Origin of the sequence: Mycobacterium kyorinense (genome assembly GCF_002101735.1) — a bacterium.
GTDB classification, from domain to species: Bacteria; Actinomycetota; Actinomycetes; order Mycobacteriales; family Mycobacteriaceae; genus Mycobacterium; species Mycobacterium kyorinense.
In genome coordinates, this window is the sequence record NZ_LQPE01000072.1 from 1 (window position 1) to 21,087 (window position 21,087).

17 protein-coding genes are annotated in these 21,087 nt (G+C 67.7%); 5 read left to right on the plus strand and 12 right to left on the minus strand.

Annotated features, from left to right (window positions below; all coding sequences use genetic code 11):
• Positions 1-139: 139 nt before the first annotated feature.
• The 5 genes from AWC14_RS09185 to AWC14_RS09205 are packed head-to-tail and all read right to left on the minus strand — an operon-like array spanning position 140 to position 7,192.
• On the minus strand, positions 140-1,582 hold the full coding sequence (locus AWC14_RS09185) for a vWA domain-containing protein (protein ID WP_045374574.1): 1,443 nt from the start codon (positions 1,580-1,582) through the stop codon (positions 140-142).
• Positions 1,582-2,457, minus strand: coding sequence for an AAA family ATPase (locus AWC14_RS09190; RefSeq protein ID WP_045374571.1), 876 nt, complete (start codon positions 2,455-2,457; stop codon positions 1,582-1,584). Before AWC14_RS09190 ends, AWC14_RS09185 begins: the two co-directional genes overlap by 1 nt.
• Positions 2,458-2,467: 10 nt before the next feature.
• Positions 2,468-3,715 (minus strand): glutamate-5-semialdehyde dehydrogenase, encoded by a 1,248-nt coding sequence (locus tag AWC14_RS09195; RefSeq protein ID WP_045374568.1) that lies wholly within the window; start codon positions 3,713-3,715, stop codon positions 2,468-2,470.
• A 19-nt stretch (positions 3,716-3,734) separates the two neighbouring features.
• Entirely contained in the window at positions 3,735-5,123 is a 1,389-nt protein-coding gene (locus AWC14_RS09200; RefSeq protein ID WP_045374565.1) for a mechanosensitive ion channel domain-containing protein, read from the minus strand.
• Positions 5,120-7,192 (minus strand): adenylate/guanylate cyclase domain-containing protein, encoded by a 2,073-nt coding sequence (locus AWC14_RS09205; protein ID WP_081967988.1) that lies wholly within the window; start codon positions 7,190-7,192, stop codon positions 5,120-5,122. Before AWC14_RS09205 ends, AWC14_RS09200 begins: the two co-directional genes overlap by 4 nt.
• A 206-nt stretch (positions 7,193-7,398) precedes the next feature.
• On the opposite strand from AWC14_RS09205, the gene AWC14_RS09210 reads away from it, so the two are divergent.
• Entirely contained in the window at positions 7,399-8,247 is an 849-nt protein-coding gene (locus tag AWC14_RS09210; protein WP_142281635.1) for a ribokinase, read from the plus strand.
• A 14-nt stretch (positions 8,248-8,261) separates the two neighbouring features.
• A complete protein-coding gene (locus AWC14_RS09215) occupies positions 8,262-9,173 on the plus strand; it encodes an enoyl-CoA hydratase/isomerase family protein (RefSeq protein ID WP_045374559.1) in 912 nt (303 codons plus the stop codon).
• A 12-nt stretch (positions 9,174-9,185) separates the two neighbouring features.
• On the opposite strand, the gene AWC14_RS09220 is transcribed toward AWC14_RS09215, so the two are convergent.
• Positions 9,186-11,228, minus strand: coding sequence for an NAD(+) synthase (locus tag AWC14_RS09220; protein WP_045374556.1), 2,043 nt, complete (start codon positions 11,226-11,228; stop codon positions 9,186-9,188).
• A gap of 58 nt (positions 11,229-11,286) precedes the next feature.
• Here AWC14_RS09220 and AWC14_RS09225 point away from each other — a divergent pair, with 58 nt between their 5' ends.
• Both AWC14_RS09225 and AWC14_RS09230 read left to right on the plus strand, forming a co-directional pair.
• Complete coding sequence (locus AWC14_RS09225) at positions 11,287-11,826, plus strand: cysteine hydrolase family protein (protein ID WP_045374588.1); 540 nt, start codon at positions 11,287-11,289, stop codon at positions 11,824-11,826.
• 92 nt (positions 11,827-11,918) lie between these two features.
• On the plus strand, positions 11,919-12,740 hold the full coding sequence (locus AWC14_RS09230) for an NAD-dependent protein deacetylase (RefSeq protein WP_045374553.1): 822 nt from the start codon (positions 11,919-11,921) through the stop codon (positions 12,738-12,740).
• A 21-nt stretch (positions 12,741-12,761) separates the two neighbouring features.
• Here AWC14_RS09230 and AWC14_RS09235 read toward each other — a convergent pair whose 3' ends face one another.
• Positions 12,762-14,015 (minus strand): cytochrome P450, encoded by a 1,254-nt coding sequence (locus AWC14_RS09235; RefSeq protein ID WP_235215820.1) that lies wholly within the window; start codon positions 14,013-14,015, stop codon positions 12,762-12,764.
• 58 nt (positions 14,016-14,073) lie between these two features.
• Here AWC14_RS09235 and AWC14_RS09240 point away from each other — a divergent pair, with 58 nt between their 5' ends.
• Complete coding sequence (locus tag AWC14_RS09240) at positions 14,074-14,706, plus strand: TetR/AcrR family transcriptional regulator (protein WP_045374547.1); 633 nt, start codon at positions 14,074-14,076, stop codon at positions 14,704-14,706.
• A gap of 3 nt (positions 14,707-14,709) precedes the next feature.
• Here AWC14_RS09240 and proB read toward each other — a convergent pair whose 3' ends face one another.
• The 5 genes from proB to rne form a co-directional block, all read right to left on the minus strand.
• Complete coding sequence (gene proB / locus AWC14_RS09245; protein WP_045374544.1) at positions 14,710-15,807, minus strand: glutamate 5-kinase; 1,098 nt, start codon at positions 15,805-15,807, stop codon at positions 14,710-14,712.
• Complete coding sequence (obgE, locus tag AWC14_RS09250; protein WP_045374541.1) at positions 15,804-17,240, minus strand: GTPase ObgE; 1,437 nt, start codon at positions 17,238-17,240, stop codon at positions 15,804-15,806. The genes proB and obgE overlap by 4 nt, the downstream gene beginning before the upstream one ends.
• A 54-nt stretch (positions 17,241-17,294) precedes the next feature.
• Positions 17,295-17,555, minus strand: a complete 261-nt coding sequence (gene rpmA / locus AWC14_RS09255) for a 50S ribosomal protein L27 (RefSeq protein WP_045374538.1) — start codon at positions 17,553-17,555, stop codon at positions 17,295-17,297.
• 18 nt (positions 17,556-17,573) lie between these two features.
• Entirely contained in the window at positions 17,574-17,885 is a 312-nt protein-coding gene (gene rplU / locus AWC14_RS09260; protein WP_045374535.1) for a 50S ribosomal protein L21, read from the minus strand.
• Between the two features lie 138 nt (positions 17,886-18,023).
• Complete coding sequence (gene rne / locus AWC14_RS09265; protein ID WP_045374532.1) at positions 18,024-20,744, minus strand: ribonuclease E; 2,721 nt, start codon at positions 20,742-20,744, stop codon at positions 18,024-18,026.
• Positions 20,745-21,087: the final 343 nt, after the last annotated feature.

A 21,087-nucleotide genomic window follows, 5' to 3' on the forward strand; every position in this document is an offset into this window, starting at 1 on the left:
TCCGGAACCAACCACCACGAAGCGGCCCTGTCACGCTGACACACCGCAACGCAGCACCATCACCCTGACACTGAGCGTAAACCCGGGCATTTGCACGGCGTGTCGACCGGGGACACGCACGCTCGCGGCAGAAGGGGGGTCAAACGGGCAACAGTTGGTCGATCACCGCGGCCAGCTGCTTGGCCGACCGGCATTCGTGCATCGTGATCACCTCTTGGTAGCGCGGCACCGCCGAATCGCCACTGCCCCATAGATGTTTGGGCTCGGGGTTGAGCCAATGCGCATGGCGGCTCGCGGTCACCATGTGCGACAGCACGTCGGTGGCCGGGTCACGGTAGTTGGTGCGGCCATCGCCAAGCACCAGCAGCGAACTGCGCGGCGAGAGCACGTTGTGGAACTGGTCGGTGAACGACACGAACGCGTTGCCGTAATCCGAATGCCCGTCGCGGGTGTACACCCCGGCCTCCCGGGTGATCCGCTGAATGGCCACCGCCAGGTCGGCGTCGGGCCCGAACAGGTGCGTCACCTCGTCGGTGGTGTCGATGAACGCGAAGACACGCACGCGCGAAAACTGTTGGCGCAGCGCATGTACCAGCAGCAGCGTGAAGTGGCTGAACCCGGCCACCGACCCCGAAACGTCGCACAGCACCACCAGCTCGGGGCGAGCGGGGCGCGGCTTGCGCAGCACCAAGTCGATCGGCACGCCGCCGGTCGACATCGAGCGGCGCAGCGTCTTGCGCAGGTCGATCGCACCGGCGCGGGCGCGGCGACGTCGGGCCGCCAACCGGGTGGCCAAAGTACGAGCCAGCGGCGCCACCACCCGGCGCATCTGACGCAGCTGGTCACCGGAAGCCCGCAGGAACTCGACGTTCTCGGAAAGCTGTGGGATGCCGTACATCTGAACGTGGTCGCGGCCGAGCTGCTCGGCGGTGCGCCGCTTGGTCTCCGCGTCGACCATCCTGCGCAGCTGGGTGATCTTCTGCGCGGCAAGCGCTTTGGCAATCTCCTCCTGCGTCGGCGTCGGTTCGTCGCCGTAGGGTGCCAACAAGCCAGCCAGTAGCCGTCCCTCCAGCTGGTCCAGTGCCATCGCCTTGAGCGCCTGATACGACGAGTACGACGGGCCGCGGCTGGAGCTGTATTTGCCGTATGCCTCCACGATTTGGGCGATCATCGCGACCAGCCGCTCGTCCATGTCGGCCAGGTCGGCGTTCTCGGTCAGCAGATCCACCAGCATCTGGCGCATCGCCTCGATGTCGTCGGCCGGCAACTGCAGATCCGGCTCGGTGGCCTCTTCCTCACCAACGACCGCCCTTGCGCCCAACGCCGCCGGCCACCACAGGTCGAACATCGCGTCGTACGTCTCGCGGTGGTCGGGGCGACGCAGCACCGCGCAGGCAATGCCCTCACGCAGCACCTCCCGGTCGCCCAACCCGAGCACCGCCATTACCCGCCCGGCGTCCACCGTCTCCGACGGTCCAACCGAAATGCCTTGCCCGCGTAGGGCTTCCACGAACTCCACTAGATGACCGGGCAGCCCGTGCGGGGCCAGCGGCTGGCTGGGACGAACGCGGCGGACGGCCATCAGTTGAGCCTGAGCTCTCCCGACGCACGTTGCTGGTCGGATTGGTGTTTGAGCACGACGCCCAGCGTGGCCGCGATCGTCGCGTCGTCGATGGTGTCCAGGCCCAGCGCCAGAACGGTCCGGCCCCAGTCGATGGTCTCCGCCACCGACGGCAGCTTTTTGAGTTGCATGCCGCGCAGCACCCCGATGATGCGCACCAGCTCGTCGGCGATGTGCGCGGGCAGCTCGGGAACCCGGGACAACAGGATGCGGCGCTCGAGCTCGGGGCTGGGAAAGTCGATGTGCAAAAACAGGCAGCGACGCTTGAGCGCCTCGGACAGCTCGCGGGTGGCGTTGGAGGTCAGCACCACGAACGGTGCTCGCTCGGCGGTGATGGTGCCCAGCTCGGGGACCGTCACCGCGAAGTCGCTCAAAACCTCCAGCAGCAGGCCTTCGATCTCGATGTCGGCCTTGTCGGTCTCGTCGACCAGCAGCACCGTGGGCTCGGTGCGCCGGATCGCGGTCAGCAGCGGCCGGGACAGCAAAAACTCCTCGCTGAACACGTCGGTCTTGGTTTGATCCCAGTCACCGGAGCCGGCCTGGATGCGCAGGATCTGCTTGGCGTGGTTCCACTCATACAGAGCGCGGGCCTCGTCGACGCCCTCGTAGCACTGCAGGCGGACCAGCCCCGATCCGGTGGCCTGCGCGACGGCGCGGGCCAGCTCGGTCTTGCCGACCCCGGCCGGACCTTCGACCAGCAGCGGCTTGCCCAGCCGGTCGGCCAGGAAGACCGCCGTCGCGGTGGCGGTGTCGGGCAGGTAGCCGGTTTCGGCCAGCCGCCGGCCGACGTCGTCGATGTCGGCGAAAAGAGGGACGGGCCGGGCGGGAACGGTCACTGGGATTCTCCTAGGGAACGCGGGTGTGGCCGTCTCCCCAGACGATCCACTTGGTCGAGGTCAGTTCCGGCAGCCCCATCGGGCCGCGGGCGTGCAGCTTCTGCGTGGAGATGCCGATCTCGGCGCCGAAACCGAACTGCTCACCGTCGGTGAACGCCGTCGACGCGTTCACCATCACCGCAGCGGAGTCGACCCGCTCGGTAAAACGTTGCGCCGCAGCCATATTCGTGGTCACGATCGACTCGGTGTGGCCGGTGCCGTATTCGTTGATGTGCTCGATCGCGGCGTCGACGCCGTCGACCACCGCCACCGCGATATCCATCGAGAGGAACTCGCGCCGCAGCTCGTCGTCGGAGGCGTCGAGGTGCACCGTGACACCCGCGTCCTGCAACGCCCCGACCAGCCGGGGCAGCGCCTGCCCGGCAATCGCCGTGTCGACCAGCAACGTCTCGGCCGCGTTGCACACGCTGGGCCGGCGCGTCTTGGAGTTCAGCAGCACCTTTTCGGCGACGTCGAGGTCGGCGGCCCCGTCGACGTAGACGTGACAGTTGCCCACACCGGTCTCGATGGTCGGCACTTGCGCGTCGCGCACCACGGCGTCGATCAGGCCGGCTCCCCCGCGCGGGATCACCACGTCGACCAGCCCGCGGGCCTGGATCAGATGGGTGACCGTCGAGCGGTCCTCGGCCGAGAGCAGCTGGACCGCGTCGGCCGGCAGATCCTCGGCACGCAGCGCACCGCGGAGCACATCGACCAGCGCGGCGTTGGATTTGGCGGCCGACGAGCTACCACGCAGCAGTGCGGCGTTGCCGGATTTGAGCGCCAAACCGAAGGCGTCGACGGTGACGTTGGGCCTGCCCTCGTAGACCATCCCGACCACACCCAGCGGCACCCGCTGCTGACGCAGCTGCAGCCCGTTGGGCAGCGTGTAGCCGCGCAAGACTTCCCCGACCGGGTCGGGCAGACCGGCGACCTGGCGCAACCCGTCGGCGATGCCGTCGATGCGCTGCGGGTTCAACGCGAGCCGGTCCAGCATGGCCTCCGGCGTGCCGGCGGCCCGGGCGGCGTTCAGGTCGTCCGCGTTGGCCCCGAGGATCTGGTCGACGTGGGCCACCACCGCATCGGCGGCGGCGCGCAACGCGTGATCCTTGGCGACCGTCGGCAGCGTGGCCAGCACCCGAGCGGCGACCCGGGCCCGGCGCGCGGCGTCGTGCACCTCTTGGCGCAGGTCGAAGCGCGGCGGTGCGTGCACACTCATCAACCCAGGGTATCGGGCGTCAACGGGCGACCGCTCGGCGCACTCCGCTGCGCCGCTCGTCGAGGATGCGGCCCAGGTCCTGCAGCAGTAGCGGTTTGCGCATCACGAGTTGTTCGAGGTGTTCGCGGTCGATCTCCAACGCGGTCACCTCCTGCAACGCATACGCGCCGGCGAGGTTGGGCTGGCGGGTGAGCGCGGTCAGTCCCAAGAAGGACCCCTCGTCCAGCGTGTTGGTCAAGACCGTCGAACCGTCGTCGGCCGTCGCGGTGATCTGAACGCGGCCTTGGATCAGGAAGGTCATTGCGGTGGGCACCTCACCGACGCGCTGCATGACTTCGTCGGCGCCGTATCGCACGATTCTCGCGTGCGCGGCGAGCGTCTGATGATCGGTGGGGCTCAGCCGCAGCGCCGCGGCCACCACGGTTCGCATCGCCTTGTCCACTCGCGCGGTCGTCGAGAAGTCGTCGGCGGCGCCGTCGAGGTGAAGCCCTGCCCGCCGGGCGGCGTACCAGATCCAGCGCAGGAAGGTCGCCTGCGCTGCTCCATCGTCGCCCGGCGATTTCGTCGCGATGGTGGTCTGGTACTCGGCGCCGCCAAGCGGGATCGACGTGACCCTGAAGCCCGGCTTGAGCTGTGGCAGGCCCTCGGCGGTCTTCGACAACACCGCACAGACCCGGTCGGGCGGGTCGGCAGTGGAGAACTTGGTGGTCATCGCCAGCTTGTGTCCGCCGTGCTGGCGACTGTGATTGGTAAACGACGTGCCGGCCAGCACCGAGTTCGGCGTGATCTGTAAGCCGTGGCCGGTCTCGATATGGACGGCCCGCCAGTTCACTTCCACGACGCGGCCTTGCGCGGCGGCGGTGTCCAGCCAGTCGCCGATCCGGAACGGCTGCTCGAGCAGCATGAACAGACCCGACACGATCTGGCCGACGGAGTTCTGCAACATCAGGCCGATGACGACCGACGTCACACCCAGGGCCGCGAACAAACCCCCGATGCGGGCTCCCCAGACGTAGGAGAACACCACCGCCAGGCCGACGGCGATCAGCAAGAACCGGGCGGCGTCCAAAAAGATGGCGGGGACTCGCTTGCGCCAGGACCCCTCCGGAGCGCCCTGGAAGATCGTGGCGTTGAGCCCGGACAGCAGCAAGACCAACACCACGAAGGCGAAGACCGTCGCCAGCACGCGCACCCACGTGTCGTGAAACGGGACCTGGGCTGCATTCACGAGAAGCAGCAGCAGGGCGCCCAACGGCAGCAGGTATTGACGCAGCAGGAAGACCGGCCTGGCCAGGTAGCTGCGCCGGCGGACCAGAGCGTGGTGCCATTCGGTCAAAAGGATGAGTCCGACGGGCAATCCGACCGCGACACCGGCGGCCCAGTAGAACCACGAATCGAACAGCTTCATTCTCGCTCCGACAGTCGCCAGATGGGCTCTTCGGATCCGCCAACCACGATCGTGCCGGCCGGTGCGAACTGCCATGTGTCGCGGATCAGCTCGTGCACCGCAGACGTGACGTAGATTCCGGGCTGCGATGAGCCCATGTGCAACTGGTAAGCAATGCTGGCCGCGGTGCCCCACACGTCGTACGTCAGGCTCGATCGGCCTACCAGCCCGCTGACCACCTTGCCAGCGTTGATGCCGGCTCGCAGGGAGAGATCGTGGCCGGTTTGGCTGTTGAATCGGCCGATGATGTGTCGCATCTCCAGGGCGAACTCGACGGTGCGGTGCACGTTGTCCAGTCGCGGCGTCGTCACCCCGCAGCTGGCCAGGTAACCGTTGTGCAGCGTGCGAATGCGTTCCACGCCAAGTGTTTCGGCTGCCGAGTCGAATTGGCGTACGAGATCGTCGACGATTCCGACCAGCTCGTCACCGGAGATATCACATGACAGTTCGTCGAATCCGGGGATGTGGGCGAACATGACGCTGACGTCTTGATGCTCCTCGGCGATGGTCTCGTCGCCCTGGCGATAGCGGTGCACCACCGATTCGGGCATCAACGACAGCAGCAGGCGGTCGTTCTCTCCGCGCTGCTCGGCAAGCAGCTGCTCTTTGACCGCCAGGCTCCTGCTCATGTCGTTGAAAGCCGCTGTCAGATCACCGATCTCGTCACGCGACGTCACAGGGATATTAACGTCGTAGTCGCCACCGCTGATGCGCTGAGTGCCGGCCTCGAGCCGACGGATCGGCCGCACCAAGATTTGGGCCAGCACCATTGCCGCGATACAGATGACGAAAATGATCAAGGCAGTCGCTAGCACCAGCGTTTTGGTGAATGCGGCTACCCGCGCTAAGGCTTCCGCGGTATCCCGTGTCGCCACGATTGACCAGCGCAGTTCGGAATTCGGTACATTCAGCGGGGCATACGCCTCCAGTTCCCGATTGCCCAAGTAGTCGGTGGTGGTCAGCGTCCCGGTCTGACCACGTTGCGCGGCACGCCATCCCGCGGTCTCGGCCGGCTGTATCAGCGTGGTGGTACCCAGCTGGATCGCCCTCTTCACCGCGTCCGGCGGAGCACCGGAGCCCACCGCCTCACGTTCGAATTGCTTCGGATCTTCCAGAAACAGTCGCGAGTCGGACCGCATCAGTCCGTCCGGCCCAACAAGGTAGGTCTCGGTGGTGGTCCCCATTCCGGAGGATCCCCAATGCTTGTCGGCGGTCATGATCCGGTTGATCTTCGAGCTCGGCAATGGCAGCGCCAGGACCCCGTCGATCCTGCCGTCGGTGCCGACCGGCGACACCAACCATGCGGTGGGTCTGTTCAATTGCGGCTGATACGGCTGGAAGTCCGTGATCCACACGAAGTCCACGGAATTGGATCCCACCGCCCGTTGGTAAGCAGCTCGCAGTTTTGATTCCCGATAGGGGCCGGTCAGGATGTTGGTGCCCAGGTCGGGCCCCTTCATCGCGGTGTAGACGACGTTGCCGCGGGCGTCCAACAGCAGCGCATCCCGGTATTCGAAGTGGCTGACGATCTCCTGGAAGTGGTTGTCGAATCGGGCATTCGCGGCCGACCACGCGCTGCCGTCGCCGGCGTCGACAACCCGTTTCGAGTCGCCGTCGAATGCGTCTGGTGCTGTGTAGTTCGCCTGAAGGTACTTCTGCGCGTTGGAGGTCGGCAGGACTGCGTTGATATCCAGCTGGTCGCCGGTCATCCGGTTGATCGGCTCGATCAGTTTACGATTGTAGTAATTGACGATCGCCTGCTGCTGGGCCGGATTGATGGTCGCGTTGGCCAGTTGGTCGAAAGCGGCGGTGAACGCAGCCATCGCCTCAACCGCGGAATTGCCCCGGCTGTTCACGATCAGCGCATCCCCTAGGTCGGCGAAAAGCGCTTCCACCGCCCGCTTTTGCGACTCGCGCAGCTCGACGAGCCGATCGATCGCCGCGGTGCGCATCGCATGGCCGCCGGTGTAGTAGACGATTACGCCGATCACCGCCACCGAGAGGATGCTGCACGCAAGCAACATCACCATCAGCTTGGACTGGATGCTGAACCGGGAAAGCTGGCGCCCGCTCTTAACAGCCGGGGCGGTTTCGACTTCCGGCTGCTGTGGCTGCTCCGGCGTCAATCGGCTTCCTTTCGCTGGCGCCGCAGGAATCGCAGGTCACGCAGCAGACTAACCCCGTCGCTCCAGATACAGTGACGTTTGCCGCAAACACCGCGACTAACGTCGGCGGGGTGGCGGCGCTATGCGTGGTGGGCAGCGTGAATATGGACAGCGTGTTCGACGTCGAGGTGTTGCCGCGCCCAGGTGAAACAGTGCTGGCGACATCGGTTCGCACCACGCCCGGCGGCAAGGGCGCCAATCAGGCGGTGGCCGCGGCTCGCGCGGGTGCACAGGTGCAGTTCGTCGGTGCGGTGGGCGAGGACACAGCGGCAGAGCGGCTGCGTGCACACCTGGCCGCGAACGGAGTTGGCACCGAAGGACTGATCAGCGTTCCCGGTCCGAGCGGGACGGCGGTCGTGATGGTGGATGCCGCCGGAGAGAACGCCATTGTCGTCGCGCCGGGTGCCAACGGCGACGTGACGATCGACTCGGCCGCGGTCCGCGCGATCATCGCCGAGTGCGATGTGTTGTTGGTGCAGTTGGAGATTCCGGTTGCCACAGCCGCGGCGGCGGCCCGCCAAGCACGCGCAGCCGGCGCGGTCGTGATGGTCAACGCCTCGCCCGCGGGCCGCGACCCGCATGAGCTGGCCGAGCTCACCGACGTGTTGATCGTCAACGAAACCGAAGCCGAGGACTGGGTTTGGCCGGTGCAACACCGGGTGATCACCCGCGGCGCCGCCGGTGCAACCTACACCGGCGCCGACGGTGACTTCACGGTTGCGGCGCCGGCGGTGGAGGCGGTCGACACTGCCGGCGCCGGCGATGTCTTCGCCGGCGTGCTGGCTGCCGGATGGCTGACCGGTCGCGACTACGCGTTGCGGCGGGCCTGCGCGGCCGGCGCGCTGGCGACACTGGTCCCCGGTGCCGGCTACTGCGCTCCACTGAGCGAGGCCATCGACGACGCCGTTGCCGGCGACTGAGTTATCGTCCTCTGATGCCGAGCGCAGACAGCGGCCCACACCCGCCCGACGGTGATTGGTTGGGCACCAAGTTCCTGAAATTCACCCGCGAAGGCCCATTCGCGATCGTCACACTGGACCGGCCGGAAGCGCGTAACGCCATGACGCCGGCCATGTATTTCGGCATCCGCTACGCCGTCAGCCGGGTCAACGCCGACGCCGACCTCGCGGGGCTGATCATCACCGGCAGCGGTGACGTGTTCGCGCCGGGCGGCGACTTGGGTGGTGGCCGCGGCGATCGCCAGCGCGGCGAAGCCGGGCGCTGGGGGCGCCCCCAGCCGCGGAGCGGCGAGGGGGACGGGTCGCCGCCAGACAGTGGCGACGACAACTGGATGCAGTGGGGCTCGGCGCTGTCGCTCGATGTGACGCCGTTCGACACGCTGCGCAAGTCGGCCAAGCCGGTGGTGTCTGCGGTCAACGGCCTGTGCCAGGGCGGCGGCCTGCAGATCGCGATGTGCAGCGATATCGCTGTGGTGAGTGATCGCGCGACGTTTCGCGTGCCGGAGTTGTACCGCGGCATCGCCGATACCTATTACAGCCAGATGCTCGCGCGCATCATCGGGCCGGTGCGCACCCGCGATCTGATGTTCACCGGGCGGATCTTGACCGCGGCGGAGGCCGTCGAGTGGGGCATGGTCGCGCGGATGGTCGCCCATGACGAATTGATGGACGCCGCGCGCGAGATTCTCGGCCAAGCGTGCCGCACCGCGCCCGGTGCGCGACGGGTTGTCAAGGCCAGCCTGGACAACTACCTCGGCCTCTACGACCGGATCGGGATGGAGGCCAGCATCGAAGGGCCGGAGGCCGTCGAAGGGTTCCTCGCATTCAGCGAGCGGCGGTCGCCGAATTGGGTGCATCCCGATCTGCGGGTGGACGGCCGCTTGTAATCGAGGGTGCCGTCACTCCTCGGGTATGTCGCGCTCGATCTCCTCGAGCCAGGCCCGCGCGGACATATCCGACGGTGCTCGCCAGTCCCCGCGCGGCGACAGCGAGCCGCCGTGAGACACCTTCGGCCCGTTGGGAAGCGCCGAGCGCTTGAACTGGCTGAACGAGTAGAACCGCTGCACGAAAACCTGCAGCCAGTGCCGGATCTCGCTCAGCGAGTACGACGGCCGCTTGTCCTCCGGGAAGCCGGCCGGCCAGCTGCCGTGGTCCGGGTCGCTCCACGCATGCCAGGCCAAAAATGCGATCTTCGACGGCCGGAAACCGAAGCGCAACACCTGAAACAGTGAAAAGTCTTGCAGCACATACGGTCCGACCTTCGCTTCGCTGCTCTGGATCTCCTCGTCCTCGCCGGCGGGCACCAGTTCGGGGGTGATCTCGGTGTCGAGCACCGACTGCAGGGTGTCGCACACCTCCTCGTCGAACTGCCCCGACGAGATCACCCACCGAATCAGGTGCTGGATCAACGTTTTCGGCACTCCGCCGTTGATGTTGTAGTGCGACATCTGGTCGCCGACACCGTATGTGGACCAGCCCAGCGCCAGCTCGGACAGATCGCCGGTGCCCAGCACGATGCCGCCCCGCTGATTCGCCAGCCGGAACAGGTAGTCGGTGCGCAGGCCGGCTTGGACGTTCTCGAAGGTCACGTCGTAGACCTCTTCGCCGCGCGCGAACGGATGATTCATGTTGGTCAGCATCAGCTTGGCGGTGTCGCTGATGTCGATTTCCTCGAACGTCACGCCCAGCGCCCGCGACAGCCTGATCGCGTTCTTCTTGGTGCGATCACCGGTGGCGAATCCCGGCAGCGTGAACGCGAGAATGTCGCTGCGCGGCCGGTTTTCGCGGTCCATCGCACGGGCGGCGACGATCAGCGCATGCGTCGAGTCCAATCCGCCGGAAATGCCGATGACGATCTTCGGGTAGTCCAGGGCTCGCAGCCGCTGCTCGAGCCCGGCGACCTGGATGTTGTAGGCCTCGTAGCAATCCTGTTCCAGCCGGTTCGGGTCCGACGGCACGAACGGGAACCGCTGAACCTCGCGCAGCAAGCCAATGTCGCCGCCCGGCGGATCCAGCCGAAATTCGATGCGGCGGAAGGCCGCTGACAAATCACGATGGTGGCGACGGTTGTCGTCGAAGGTGCCCATCCGAAGCCGCTCGGAGCGCAGCAATTCGAGGTCGACGTCGGCCACCGAGCGTCGTTCCCCTTTGGGGAAGCGCTCCGACGTGGCCAGCAGTACCCCGTTTTCCCAGATCATCGTCTGGCCGTCCCAGGCCAGATCGGTGGTCGACTCCCCTTCGCCGGCGGCGGCATACACGTAGGCGGCCAGGCAGCGCGCCGACGCCGAGCGCGCCAGCAGGCAGCGGTCTTCGGCGCGGCCGATCGTGATCGGGCTGCCGGACAGGTTGGCCAACACCGTCGCACCGGCCAGCGCCGCCTCCGCGCTCGGCGGGATCGGAACGAACATGTCCTCGCAGATTTCGACGTGGAGCACCAAATCGGGCACATCCGATGCGGTGAACAGCAAGTCGGGCCCGAACGGAGCAGCCATGTCGCCGATCCAGATGGTGCCGCGCTCGTCGTTGCCCGGTGCGATCTGGCGGCGTTCGTAGAACTCGCGGTAGGTCGGCAGATACGACTTGGGCGCCACCCCGAGAATCGCGCCCCGGTGGATGACGACGGCGGTGTTGTAGATGCGGTGCCGGTAGCGCAGCGGCGCGCCGATCACCAGCACCGGCAACAGATCGGTGGAGGCCACGACGATGTCGAGCACCGCATCCTCGACGGCGTCGAGCAGGACGTCCTGCAACAGGATGTCCTCGATCGAGTAGCCGGACAACGCCAACTCGGGGAAGACAGCCAGCCCGACGCCGTCGTCGTGGCATTCCCGGGCCATCCGCAGGACCGAAGCGGCGTTGGCCGCCGGGTCGCCGATCGTGGTGTGGTGCGTGCATGCCGCGACCCGGATAAAGCCCTGGCTGTAGGCGTTGTAGAAGTCCATCGTCCCCTCATTGTCGCCCGGCCGGTGTCAATAGTTGCCCATCGGGTATCAACTGATCATGAGCGACACCGCTGTGCTGGTCGTCGACATGCTGAACGGGTATCAGCATTCCGACGCCGAACTACTGATACCCAATGTCGAAGAAATCATCGATCAGCTGGCCGACCTGGTCCGCCGGGCACGCGAGCGCGATGACGTCGACCTGGTGTACGTCAACGACAATTACGGCGATTTCACCGCCGAGTTCTCCGACATCGTCCGCTCGGCGCTCGACGGCGCGCGGCCGGATCTGGTGCGGCCGATCGTCCCGGCGGAGGGCAGCCGCCAGGTGACCAAGGTGCGCCATAGCGTGTTTTATTCGACGCCGCTGGCGTATCTGCTGGGCCGGCTGGGCACCAAGCGGCTGGTCCTGACCGGGCAGGTCACCGAGCAGTGCATCCTCTACAGCGCACTGGACGCCTATGTGCGGCACTTTCCGGTCGTGGTGCCGCGCGATGCGGTCGCCCACATCGACGCCGAGCTGGGTGCGGCGGCGCTGAAGATGATGGAGGCCAACATGGAAGCCGAGCTGACCACCGCTGCGGACTGTCTCGACTGAACCCAGTGCGCGAGCGTGCGCAAACCCGCGAATTGTCCCGGCGTGTCGGCCGGCGACACGCACGCTCGCGCCTGGTGGTTACGCTCGATTGCGTGGAATCCCCCGAGCTGGTCGCCGTGCTGGCCGGTCGCCGGGTGGCGGTGCTGACCGGCGCCGGAATCTCCACCGATTCGGGCATCCCGGACTACCGTGGGCCGGATTCGCCGCCCAGCAATCCGATGACGATCCGCCAGTTCACCTCCGATCCGCTGTTCCGGCAGCGGTATTGGGCCCGCAATCATCTCGGCTGGCGGCACATGGCCGACACGCTGCCCAACGCCGGGCATCGCGCGCTGGCCGCGCTCGAGGAGGCCGGCGTGGTGGCCGGAGTGATCACCCAGAACGTCGACCTGCTGCACACCAAGGCCGGCAGCCGGACGGTGGTGAACCTGCACGGCAGCTACGCGCAGGTGGTGTGCCTGGACTGTGGGCTGACGATGTCGCGCGCCGAGCTGGCCGGGCAACTCGAGGCGCTCAACCCGGGCTTCATCGAGCGGGCAGAGGCGGTGGGCGGGCTGGCGGTGGCTCCCGACGCCGACGCCGTCGTCGCCGACACCTCGTCCTTTCGCTACTCGGACTGCCCGTCCTGCGGGGGCATGCTCAAGCCCGACATCGTCTATTTCGGCGAGAGTGTGCCCAAAGACCGTGTTGCCCAAGCATATTCATTGGTCGACGGCGCTGATGCGCTGCTGGTGGCGGGGTCGTCGCTGACGGTGTTCTCCGGCTACCGCTTTGTCCGGCACGCCGCCGCGCGCGGCATGCCGATCGCGATCATCAACCGCGGCCCCACCCGCGGCGACGACCTGGCCACCGTCAAGGTCGACGGCGGCTGCTCGGAGGTACTGGTGCGATTTCGGCGCGATAACCGTCGCTGAGCGCACACAACCGCGCCGAAATCACCAGGTGCACGGCATCGTGCGGATGCCGTGGATGAAGTTGCCCGCCAGGTATTCCGGATCCCCGGCCTCGATATCGGGCAACTGTCGAAGCAACTCGCCGAAGATGGCACGCAGCTGCGCCCGGGCCACATGTGTCCCGAGGCAGTAATGCTGTCCGCCGCCGCCGAAACCGACGTGCGGGTTGGGGTCTCGGCTCAAATCGAACCGGTCCGGGTGGTCGAATACCCTGTCGTCCCGGTTGCCGGACGCATAGAACATCACCACTTTCTCGCCGGCGCGGATGGCCTGGCCGCCCAGTTCGTAATCGGTTGCGGCCGTGCGGCGGAAGGTCATCACGGGCGTCGCAAAGCGAATGAACTCCTCGACCGCCGCGCCGATGCGGTTGTCGAAATCCTCGAGCAGCCATGCGCGTTGGTCCGGGAAGTCGGTGAGCGCCTTGAGGGCGTGGCTGGTGGTCTGGCGGGTGGTGTCGTTGCCCGCCACTGCGAGCAGCACGAAATAGGCTGCCACGTCGGCGTCGGTCAGCCGATCGCCGTCGACCTCGGCGTTGACCAAGCTGCTGAAAAGGTCGTCGCCAGGGTGGTTTCGGCGCTGCGCGGCCAGCGTGGCGGCAACCTGATGCAGATACATCACGTTTTCGAACATCACCTGCATCGGGTCGCGGCCGTCGAGGTAGACCGGGTCGTTTGTCGACACCAGGGCGTCGGCGGCGTGGGCCACTCGCTCGCGTTCGGAGTCCGGAATTCCGACCATGTCCGACAGCGTGCGCAGCGGAAGTTCCTTGGCGCAGTGTTCGACGAAGTCGGCGCCGCTGCCGGCGGACTTCAGCTCTTCGACAATGGTCTTGGCGTTGGCTTTGATCGAGTCCTCGATTCGCCTCACCTGCCGTGGCGTGAAGGCGGCAGTGGCCAGTTTGCGCAACATGGTGTGCCTGGGCGGGTCCATGGCGAGGAACGATTGCGTCGATTCGAGCAATTCTTCGGGATAGTTTTCGAACATCACGCCTTTGCCGGACAGGAACACCTCGTTGGTGCGGCTCACTGTGACGATGTCGGCGTGTCGGGTGATCGCCCAAAAACCGGAGTCGGCGGGGTCGTTCAGCATGGCGTCTTCGACCGGCGGGTGCCAGCTGACCGGTCGTTCGGCTCGCAGGACGGCAAACGAGCGCTCCCGCTCGCCGGCGGTCGTTGACCAGAACGCGCGCGAGGACAAGTCGATGGGGTCGTAAGCGCGGGCGGTGGCGGGCGTCATGGACGCGACAATAAGTCTAGACATAGTGTCTAGTCAAGGTGTCAGCTATTCTTTGACCATGCCCTCGGTAACCCGCAAGCCGCAGGTCAAGCGGCAGGAGCGGCGCGAGCAGATCGAGCGCCGGTTGCTCGAAGCCACGGAGCGGCTGATGCGCGACGGCGCGAGCTTCACCGAACTGTCCGTGGACCGGTTGGCCACCGAGGCCGGTATGTCGCGCGCCAGCTTCTACGTGTACTTCGAGGACAAGGGCGATCTGGTGCGCCGACTCGCCGGGCAGGTGTTCGGTGATCTCGCCGACGCCGCCGAGCGCTGGTGGGGCGTGACGGCGCGGCGCGATCCCGGCGATGTCCGGGCCGCGATCACCGGCATCATCGCCACGTACCGGCGTCACCAACCGCTACTGGTCGCGTTGAACGAAATGGCCGGCTACGACGCGCTGGTCGGCGCGGCTTACCGCGATCAGCTGGACCGGATTGCCGAGCGGGTCACCCGAGTGATCGAGGACGGCCAGGGCGACGGCTCCATCCGGCACACGCTGCCGGCGGCCACCACCGCCAAAGCGCTGACCTGGATGGTCGAACGGACCTGCCAGCAGGAGCTTCCCGGCGCGCCGACCGACTACGACGCCGAGTTGGCGCAGGCGCTAACCGAAACCATCTGGGGCGCCCTGTATCTGGAGCCGATCAAGTAGCGCCTAGAAGGCGACCAGGTCGTCGGCGTGCACGGCAGGGCGGCGCAGTTCGGCGGGCAGGTCGGACGTCGAGCGTCCCATCATCGTGGCCAGCTCGGCGGCGTCGTAGGCGACGACGCCGCGGGCCACCGTGGTCGCGTCCGGACCGCGCAGCTCCACGACGTCGCCGCCGTAGAAGTGGCCCGACAGCGCCGTGATCCCCGCCGGCAGCAGCGAGCGCCGTTGGTGGAGCACCGCGCGCACCGCCCCGTCGTCCAGCGTCAGCGACCCGGCCGATTCCGCGGCGTAGCGCACCCAGAACCGCCGCGCCGACATCCGGTCGGGCCGGGCGGCGAACACCGTGCCCACCGAGGCGTCGGCCAGCGCGGTGCCGGCGTCAGCGGCGGCGGCGAGAAGCACCGGAACGCCCGCGTCGGCGGCGAGCATCGCCGACGACACCTTCGACGCCATTCCACCGGTGCCCAGTTGGCTGCCCTGCCCCGCGACCACACCGTCCAGGTCGGCCGGACCGGACACCTCCGCGATGAACCGCGCCGGCCCCTTGCGCGGGTCGGCGTCGTAGAGCCCGTCGATGTCGGAGAGCAGCACCAGCGCGTCGGCCCCGACCAGATGCGCAACCAGCGCCGAGAGCCGGTCGTTGTCGCCGAACCGGATCTCGTTGGTGGCCACGGTGTCGTTCTCGTTGACGATCGCCACCGCATGCAGGGCCCGCAGCCGGTCCAGGGTGCGCTGGGCGTTGGTGTGCGACACCCGCATCGAAATGTCGTGTGCGGTCAGCAGCACCTGCCCGACCGTGCGCTGATAGCGCGCGAACGCGGCGCTCCAGGAGTTCACCAGCGCCACCTGCCCCACGCTGGCCGCCGCCTGTTTGGTCGCCAAATCGGTTGGGCGACGCGACAATCCGAGCGGCTCGATGCCGGCCGCGATCGCACCGGAGGAGACGATCACGACGTCGGAGCCGGCTTTCATCCGCGCCTCGATGGCCTCGGCCAGCCCGGCCAGCCGGCCGGCGTCGAACATCCCGGTGGGCGTGGTCAGGGCGGTGGTGCCGACCTTGACGACGACGCGCCGCGCCGTGCGGATGGCGTCGCGCGCGCTCATGCTTCGTGCTCGCGACGTTGGCGGCGCGCGGCCTTGCGTTCGGCGGCGCCGACGCGCTCGGTGCGCTCCAGGCGCGCGTCGGTGCCGCGGCCCGACAACGGGACATCCACGCCTGCGGCTGTCTGCGGCTCCCAATCGAATGTCATGTCGCCGATGGTGACTGCGCATCCCGGCTGCGCGCCGAGCCGCAGCAGCTCGTCCTCGACGCCGAGCCGGGCCAGTCGATCGCCCAGATAGCCGACCGCCTCGTCGTTGTCGAAGTTGGTCTGTGCGATCCAGCGCTCGGGCCGCTCGCCGCGCACCACGAAGCCGCCGTGCCCGTCGGGCTCCACGGTGAAACCGGTGTCGTCGACGGGGATCGGCCGGATCACCGGCCGCCGCGGCACCAGCACCGGCTGTGCGGCGTGATAGTCGTCGACCATGTCGGCCAGCGCGAATATCAACGGCTGCAAGCCTTCTCGCGCCACAGTCGACACGCTGAACACCGGCCAGCCGCGCTCGGCGACGTCGTCACGGACAAACTCGGCCAACTCGCGGGCTTCCGGCACGTCGATCTTGTTGAGCACCACCGCCCGCGGCCGCTCGGCGAGGTCGCCCAGCGTCGAATCCCCTTGCAGAGTGGGTTTGTACGCGGCCAACTCGGCTTCCAGCGCGTCGATGTCGGAGACCGGGTCGCGGCCGGGATCAGCAGTCGCACAATCCACTACATGCACCAGCACCGCGCATCGCTCGATGTGGCGCAAGAAGTCCAAGCCCAGGCCGCGGCCCGCCGACGCGCCCGGAATCAGCCCGGGCACGTCGGCAACGGTGTAGGTGCGCTCCCCCGCCGAAACCACCCCGAGGTTGGGCACCAGCGTGGTGAACGGGTAGTCGGCGATCTTCGGCTTGGCCGCCGAAATAGCCGACACCAGAGACGATTTCCCGGCCGACGGAAATCCGATCAGCCCGACGTCGGCGACGGTCTTGAGCTCGAGGGTCAGATCGCGGGCTTGCCCTTTTTCGCCGAGCAGCGCGAAGCCCGGCGCCTTGCGGGCCCGTGACGCCAGCGCCGCGTTGCCCAGCCCGCCGCGGCCGCCGGCAGCGGCCTGGAAGCGGGTGCCGGCGCCGACCAGATCGGCGAGCAGCCGGCCATGTTCGTCGAGCACGACGGTGCCGTCGGGCACCTTGACTTCCAGGTCTGCGCCGGCGGCGCCGTCGCGGTTGCCGCCCATCCCCTGCTTGCCGGACGGCGCGACGACGTGCGGATGGAAGTGAAAGTCGAGCAGCGTGTGTACCTGCGGGTCGACGACCAGGATGACGCTGCCGCCGCGGCCGCCGTTGCCGCCGTCCGGGCCGCCGAGCGGCTTGAATTTCTCGCGATGGACCGAGGCGCAGCCGTTACCGCCGGAGCCCGCCCGCGCGTGGATGACAACGCGATCGACAAATCGAGGCATCGGGCATCCTCTTACTGGTCGAGCGTGAAGCCGGCAGCTTCACGCTCGCGGCGGCTAGTCGCGGCCCGCTGGGACGATGCTGACGGTCTTGCGGCCCCGCTTGACACCGAACTGCACGGAACCGGCCGCCTTGGCGAACAGCGTGTCGTCGCCGCCGCGGCCCACGTTGACGCCCGGGTGGAAGTGGGTGCCGCGCTGGCGGACCAGGATCTCGCCGGCCTTGACGAGCTGGCCGCCGAACCGCTTCACGCCGAGCCGCTGGGCGGCTGAGTCGCGGCCGTTGCGTGAGCTGGAAGCGCCCTTTTTGTGTGCCATGTCTTGTCGCCTCCGCTGCTACTTGATGCCGGTGACCTTCAGGACCGTCAGCTGCTGACGGTGACCCTGACGCTTGTGGTAGCCGGTCTTGTTCTTGAACTTGTGGATACGGATCTTGGGGCCCTTGGTGTGCTCGAGCACCTCGCCGGTCACGTTCACCTTGGCCAGCGCCGCGGCGTCGGTGGTGACGTTGGCGCCGTCGACCACCAGTGCGACCGGCAGCGACACCTTGGCGCCGGGCTCGGAGTCGAGCTTCTCGACCTTGACGACGTCTCCGACCGCGACCTTGTACTGCTTGCCGCCGGTCTTGACGATTGCGTAGGTCGCCATCGCGTCTGCCCTTCTGCTTCGGGTTCTTCGGGCGCGCGCTACCCGTGGGCTGCGCGCGGTGGGTCTGAGGGTTCGCCTAGCTGAGCCTGGCGACAACTGGTCAAGGATACGTGACCAGCGGCTACAGGATCAAACCGGCTAATCCTCGTGGATCGGCGGGCCGGCCGGCCGGGCCGCGGCGCGTCGCCGCCGGGGCCGCTCGGCGGACGCGGTGACGACAGGCTGCTCGGCGGTGTCTTCGTCCTCGGAGTCGGAGTCTTCCGGCTCGTCGGAGTCCTCGTCCTCGACGTCGAGGTCGTCGTCGAGATCGAGGTCTTCGTCGTCTTCGTCGTCGAGGTCATCGTCGATGTCCTCGTCGTCGTCGAGTTCGACCTCGTCCTCGTCTTCTTCGGTGTCGTCGAAGTCGGTGTCGTCCAGATCCACTTCGGCGGCGTCTTCTTCTACGTCGCGCGCAACTTCCTCTTCGACCTGCATGTCGGGTTCTTCACCGGGTGTCGACGCCTCGGCGTCCTCGGTGTCGCCGTCATGGCGGCCGTTCGCCGCGGCCATCGCCTTGAACATCGGGTGCTCGCCGGGCGCGTGGGCGGGCACCTTGGCCACGGGCACCTCTTCGGCCTTGCCCTTCTTCGACCGTCGGCCCCGGCGGCCGCCTTCGGACTTGCGACCGGTCGCCAAGGTGGAGTCGACCGGGTCGGCGTGCAGGGTGATGCCGCGACCGCTGCAGTGCGGGCAGGTCGTGGAGAACGCCTCGATCAGCCCGGTGCCCAGCCGCTTGCGGGTGAGCTGGACCAGTCCCAGGGAGGTCACTTCGGACACCTGATGGCGGGTGCGATCGCGGGCCAGCGCCTCGGTCAGCCGGCGCAGCACCAGGTCACGGTTGGACTCCAGCACCATGTCGATGAAGTCGATGACCACGATGCCGCCGATGTCGCGTAGCCGCAGCTGACGCACGATCTCCTCGGCCGCTTCCAGGTTGTTCTTGGTGACGGTCTGCTCCAGGTTGCCGCCCGACCCGGTGAACTTGCCGGTGTTGACGTCGACGACGGTCATCGCCTCGGTTCGGTCGATCACCAGCGTCCCGCCCGAGGGCAGCCATACCTTGCGGTCCATCGCCTTGGCGAGCTGCTCGTCGATGCGGTGCACCGCAAAGACGTCGGGCCCCTCCTGGCCGTCCGAACCGCCGGGCGCCTCGTATTTCGTCAGCTTCGAAACCAGGTCGGGCGCAACGGAATTCACGTACTCGTTGATGGTGTTCCAGGCTTCCTCACCGGAGACGATCAGCTCGGCGAAATCCTCGTTGAACAGGTCCCGGATGACCTTGACCAGCACGTCGGGCTCTTCATAGAGCGCGACCGCCGCACCGGCGGCCTTCTCCTTGGTTTCGGCGGCCTTGGCCTCGATCTGCGCCCACCGCTCCTGCAGCCGGTTGACGTCGGCGCGGATGTCTACCTCTTTGACGCCCTCGGACGCGGTGCGGATGATCACCCCGGCGTCGGGCGGCACCACCTCGCGCAGGATCTCCTTGAGCCGCTGGCGTTCGGTGTCGGGCAGCTTACGGCTGATCCCGGTCGACGACGCGCCCGGCACGTACACCAGGTACCGGCCGGCCAGCGACACCTGGGTGGTCAACCGGGCGCCCTTGTGGCCGACCGGGTCCTTGCTGACCTGGACGACGACGTAGTCCCCCGGCTTGAGGGCCTGCTCGATCTTGCGGTTGGCACCGCCCAAGCCGGCGGCCTCCCAGTTGACCTCGCCGGCGTAGAGCACGCCGTTGCGGCCGCGGCCGATGTCGACGAACGCCGCCTCCATCGACGGCAGCACGTTCTGCACGATGCCCAGGTAGATGTTGCCGACCAGCGACGCGGAGGCAGCGGACGTCACAAAGTGCTCGACGACGATGCCGTCCTCGAGCACGGCGATCTGGGTGTAGCGGGCGCCGGGGTGCGGCGGCTCGGTGCGCACTTTGTCGCGCACCACCATGACCCGCTCGACGGCCTCGCGGCGGGCCAGGAACTCGGCTTCGCTCAGCACCGGGGGGCGGCGCCGCCCGGCGTCCCGCCCGTCGCGGCGGCGCTGCCGTTTGGCCTCCAGCCGGGTCGAGCCGTTGATGCCCTGGATCTCGCCGCTGTCGTCGGCGGTGTCCTTGTCGGTGCGCGGTGCGCGCTCGTGCACCACGGTGTTGGGCGGATCGTCGGGCGACGGGCCGTCATCGGTGTCGTCACCGGACCCCGACTTGCGGCGACGACGTCGCCGCCGGCGGCGGGTGGCCGTTTCGGTCGCGTTGGTGTCGTCATCGCTGTCGTCGTCTTCGGCGCCCTCGGCGTCGGCGGAATCCTGGTCGTCGTCGTCGCCGTCGACCTGCTCGCGGCTGTCTGCGCCGCCCTGCTCACCGCGTCCGCGGCCACGGCCGCGCCGGCCCCGGCGGCGGCGCCGGCCGGCCGGGCGGTCGGCCTGCTCCTCGTCGCCTTCGTCTGATTCGTCGTCGGAGCCGGAATCGTCGGCGTCGTCGGAGTCATCGGCTATCTCGATCGGCTGCGGCGCGACGAACAACGGCATGTACTCGGGGCGCTCGACCGTCGTCTCCAGCATTAGCCGCGACTCGGGTTCGGCCCCTTGGTCGACCTGCGCGTCGGCGGCCGGCGCGGCGGCCAGCAGATCGCGCACCCGCACCGCGTCGGCGCGGTCCACGGTGGAATGCGCGCTGCGGATCCGGCCGTCGAGCTCGGTGAGCGCGTCGAGCACCCGTCTGCTGGTCGTGCCCAGCGCTCGGGCCAGCGAGTGGACCCTCAGCCGATCAGGCAGGTCCTCGCGCTGGGACGGGTCTTCTGGAAGGTCTGAGGATGGGGCACCGTCTATCACGTAATCTCCTCAAGCCCCCGGGCGCGTCCTGCAGACGCGGCCACGCGAGGGCTTCGCTATGTGCCCGGGTTACTTCCTCCCGGGCTTGTGTTGGTCTCGCGCCGAGCGGCTCGTGTCGAACTCGCTCGGCGCCCGGTCTGAATGATGGCTGGACAGTCGGCGCCGCATCGCGGGTAGCGGTGGTCGCGCTTGTCGAAGTCTTCATTCGGGCGTCGGAAGCCGGTCCGGCGACGTTCACCCGTGATCCAGTATCCCATACGGTCCCGTCGTGTCGGAAAAAGTGCGCCAAGCCGAAGCGAAGAGCGCCTGCCGCCCCACATCTGTCGAGACTGCGGCGAAGGAG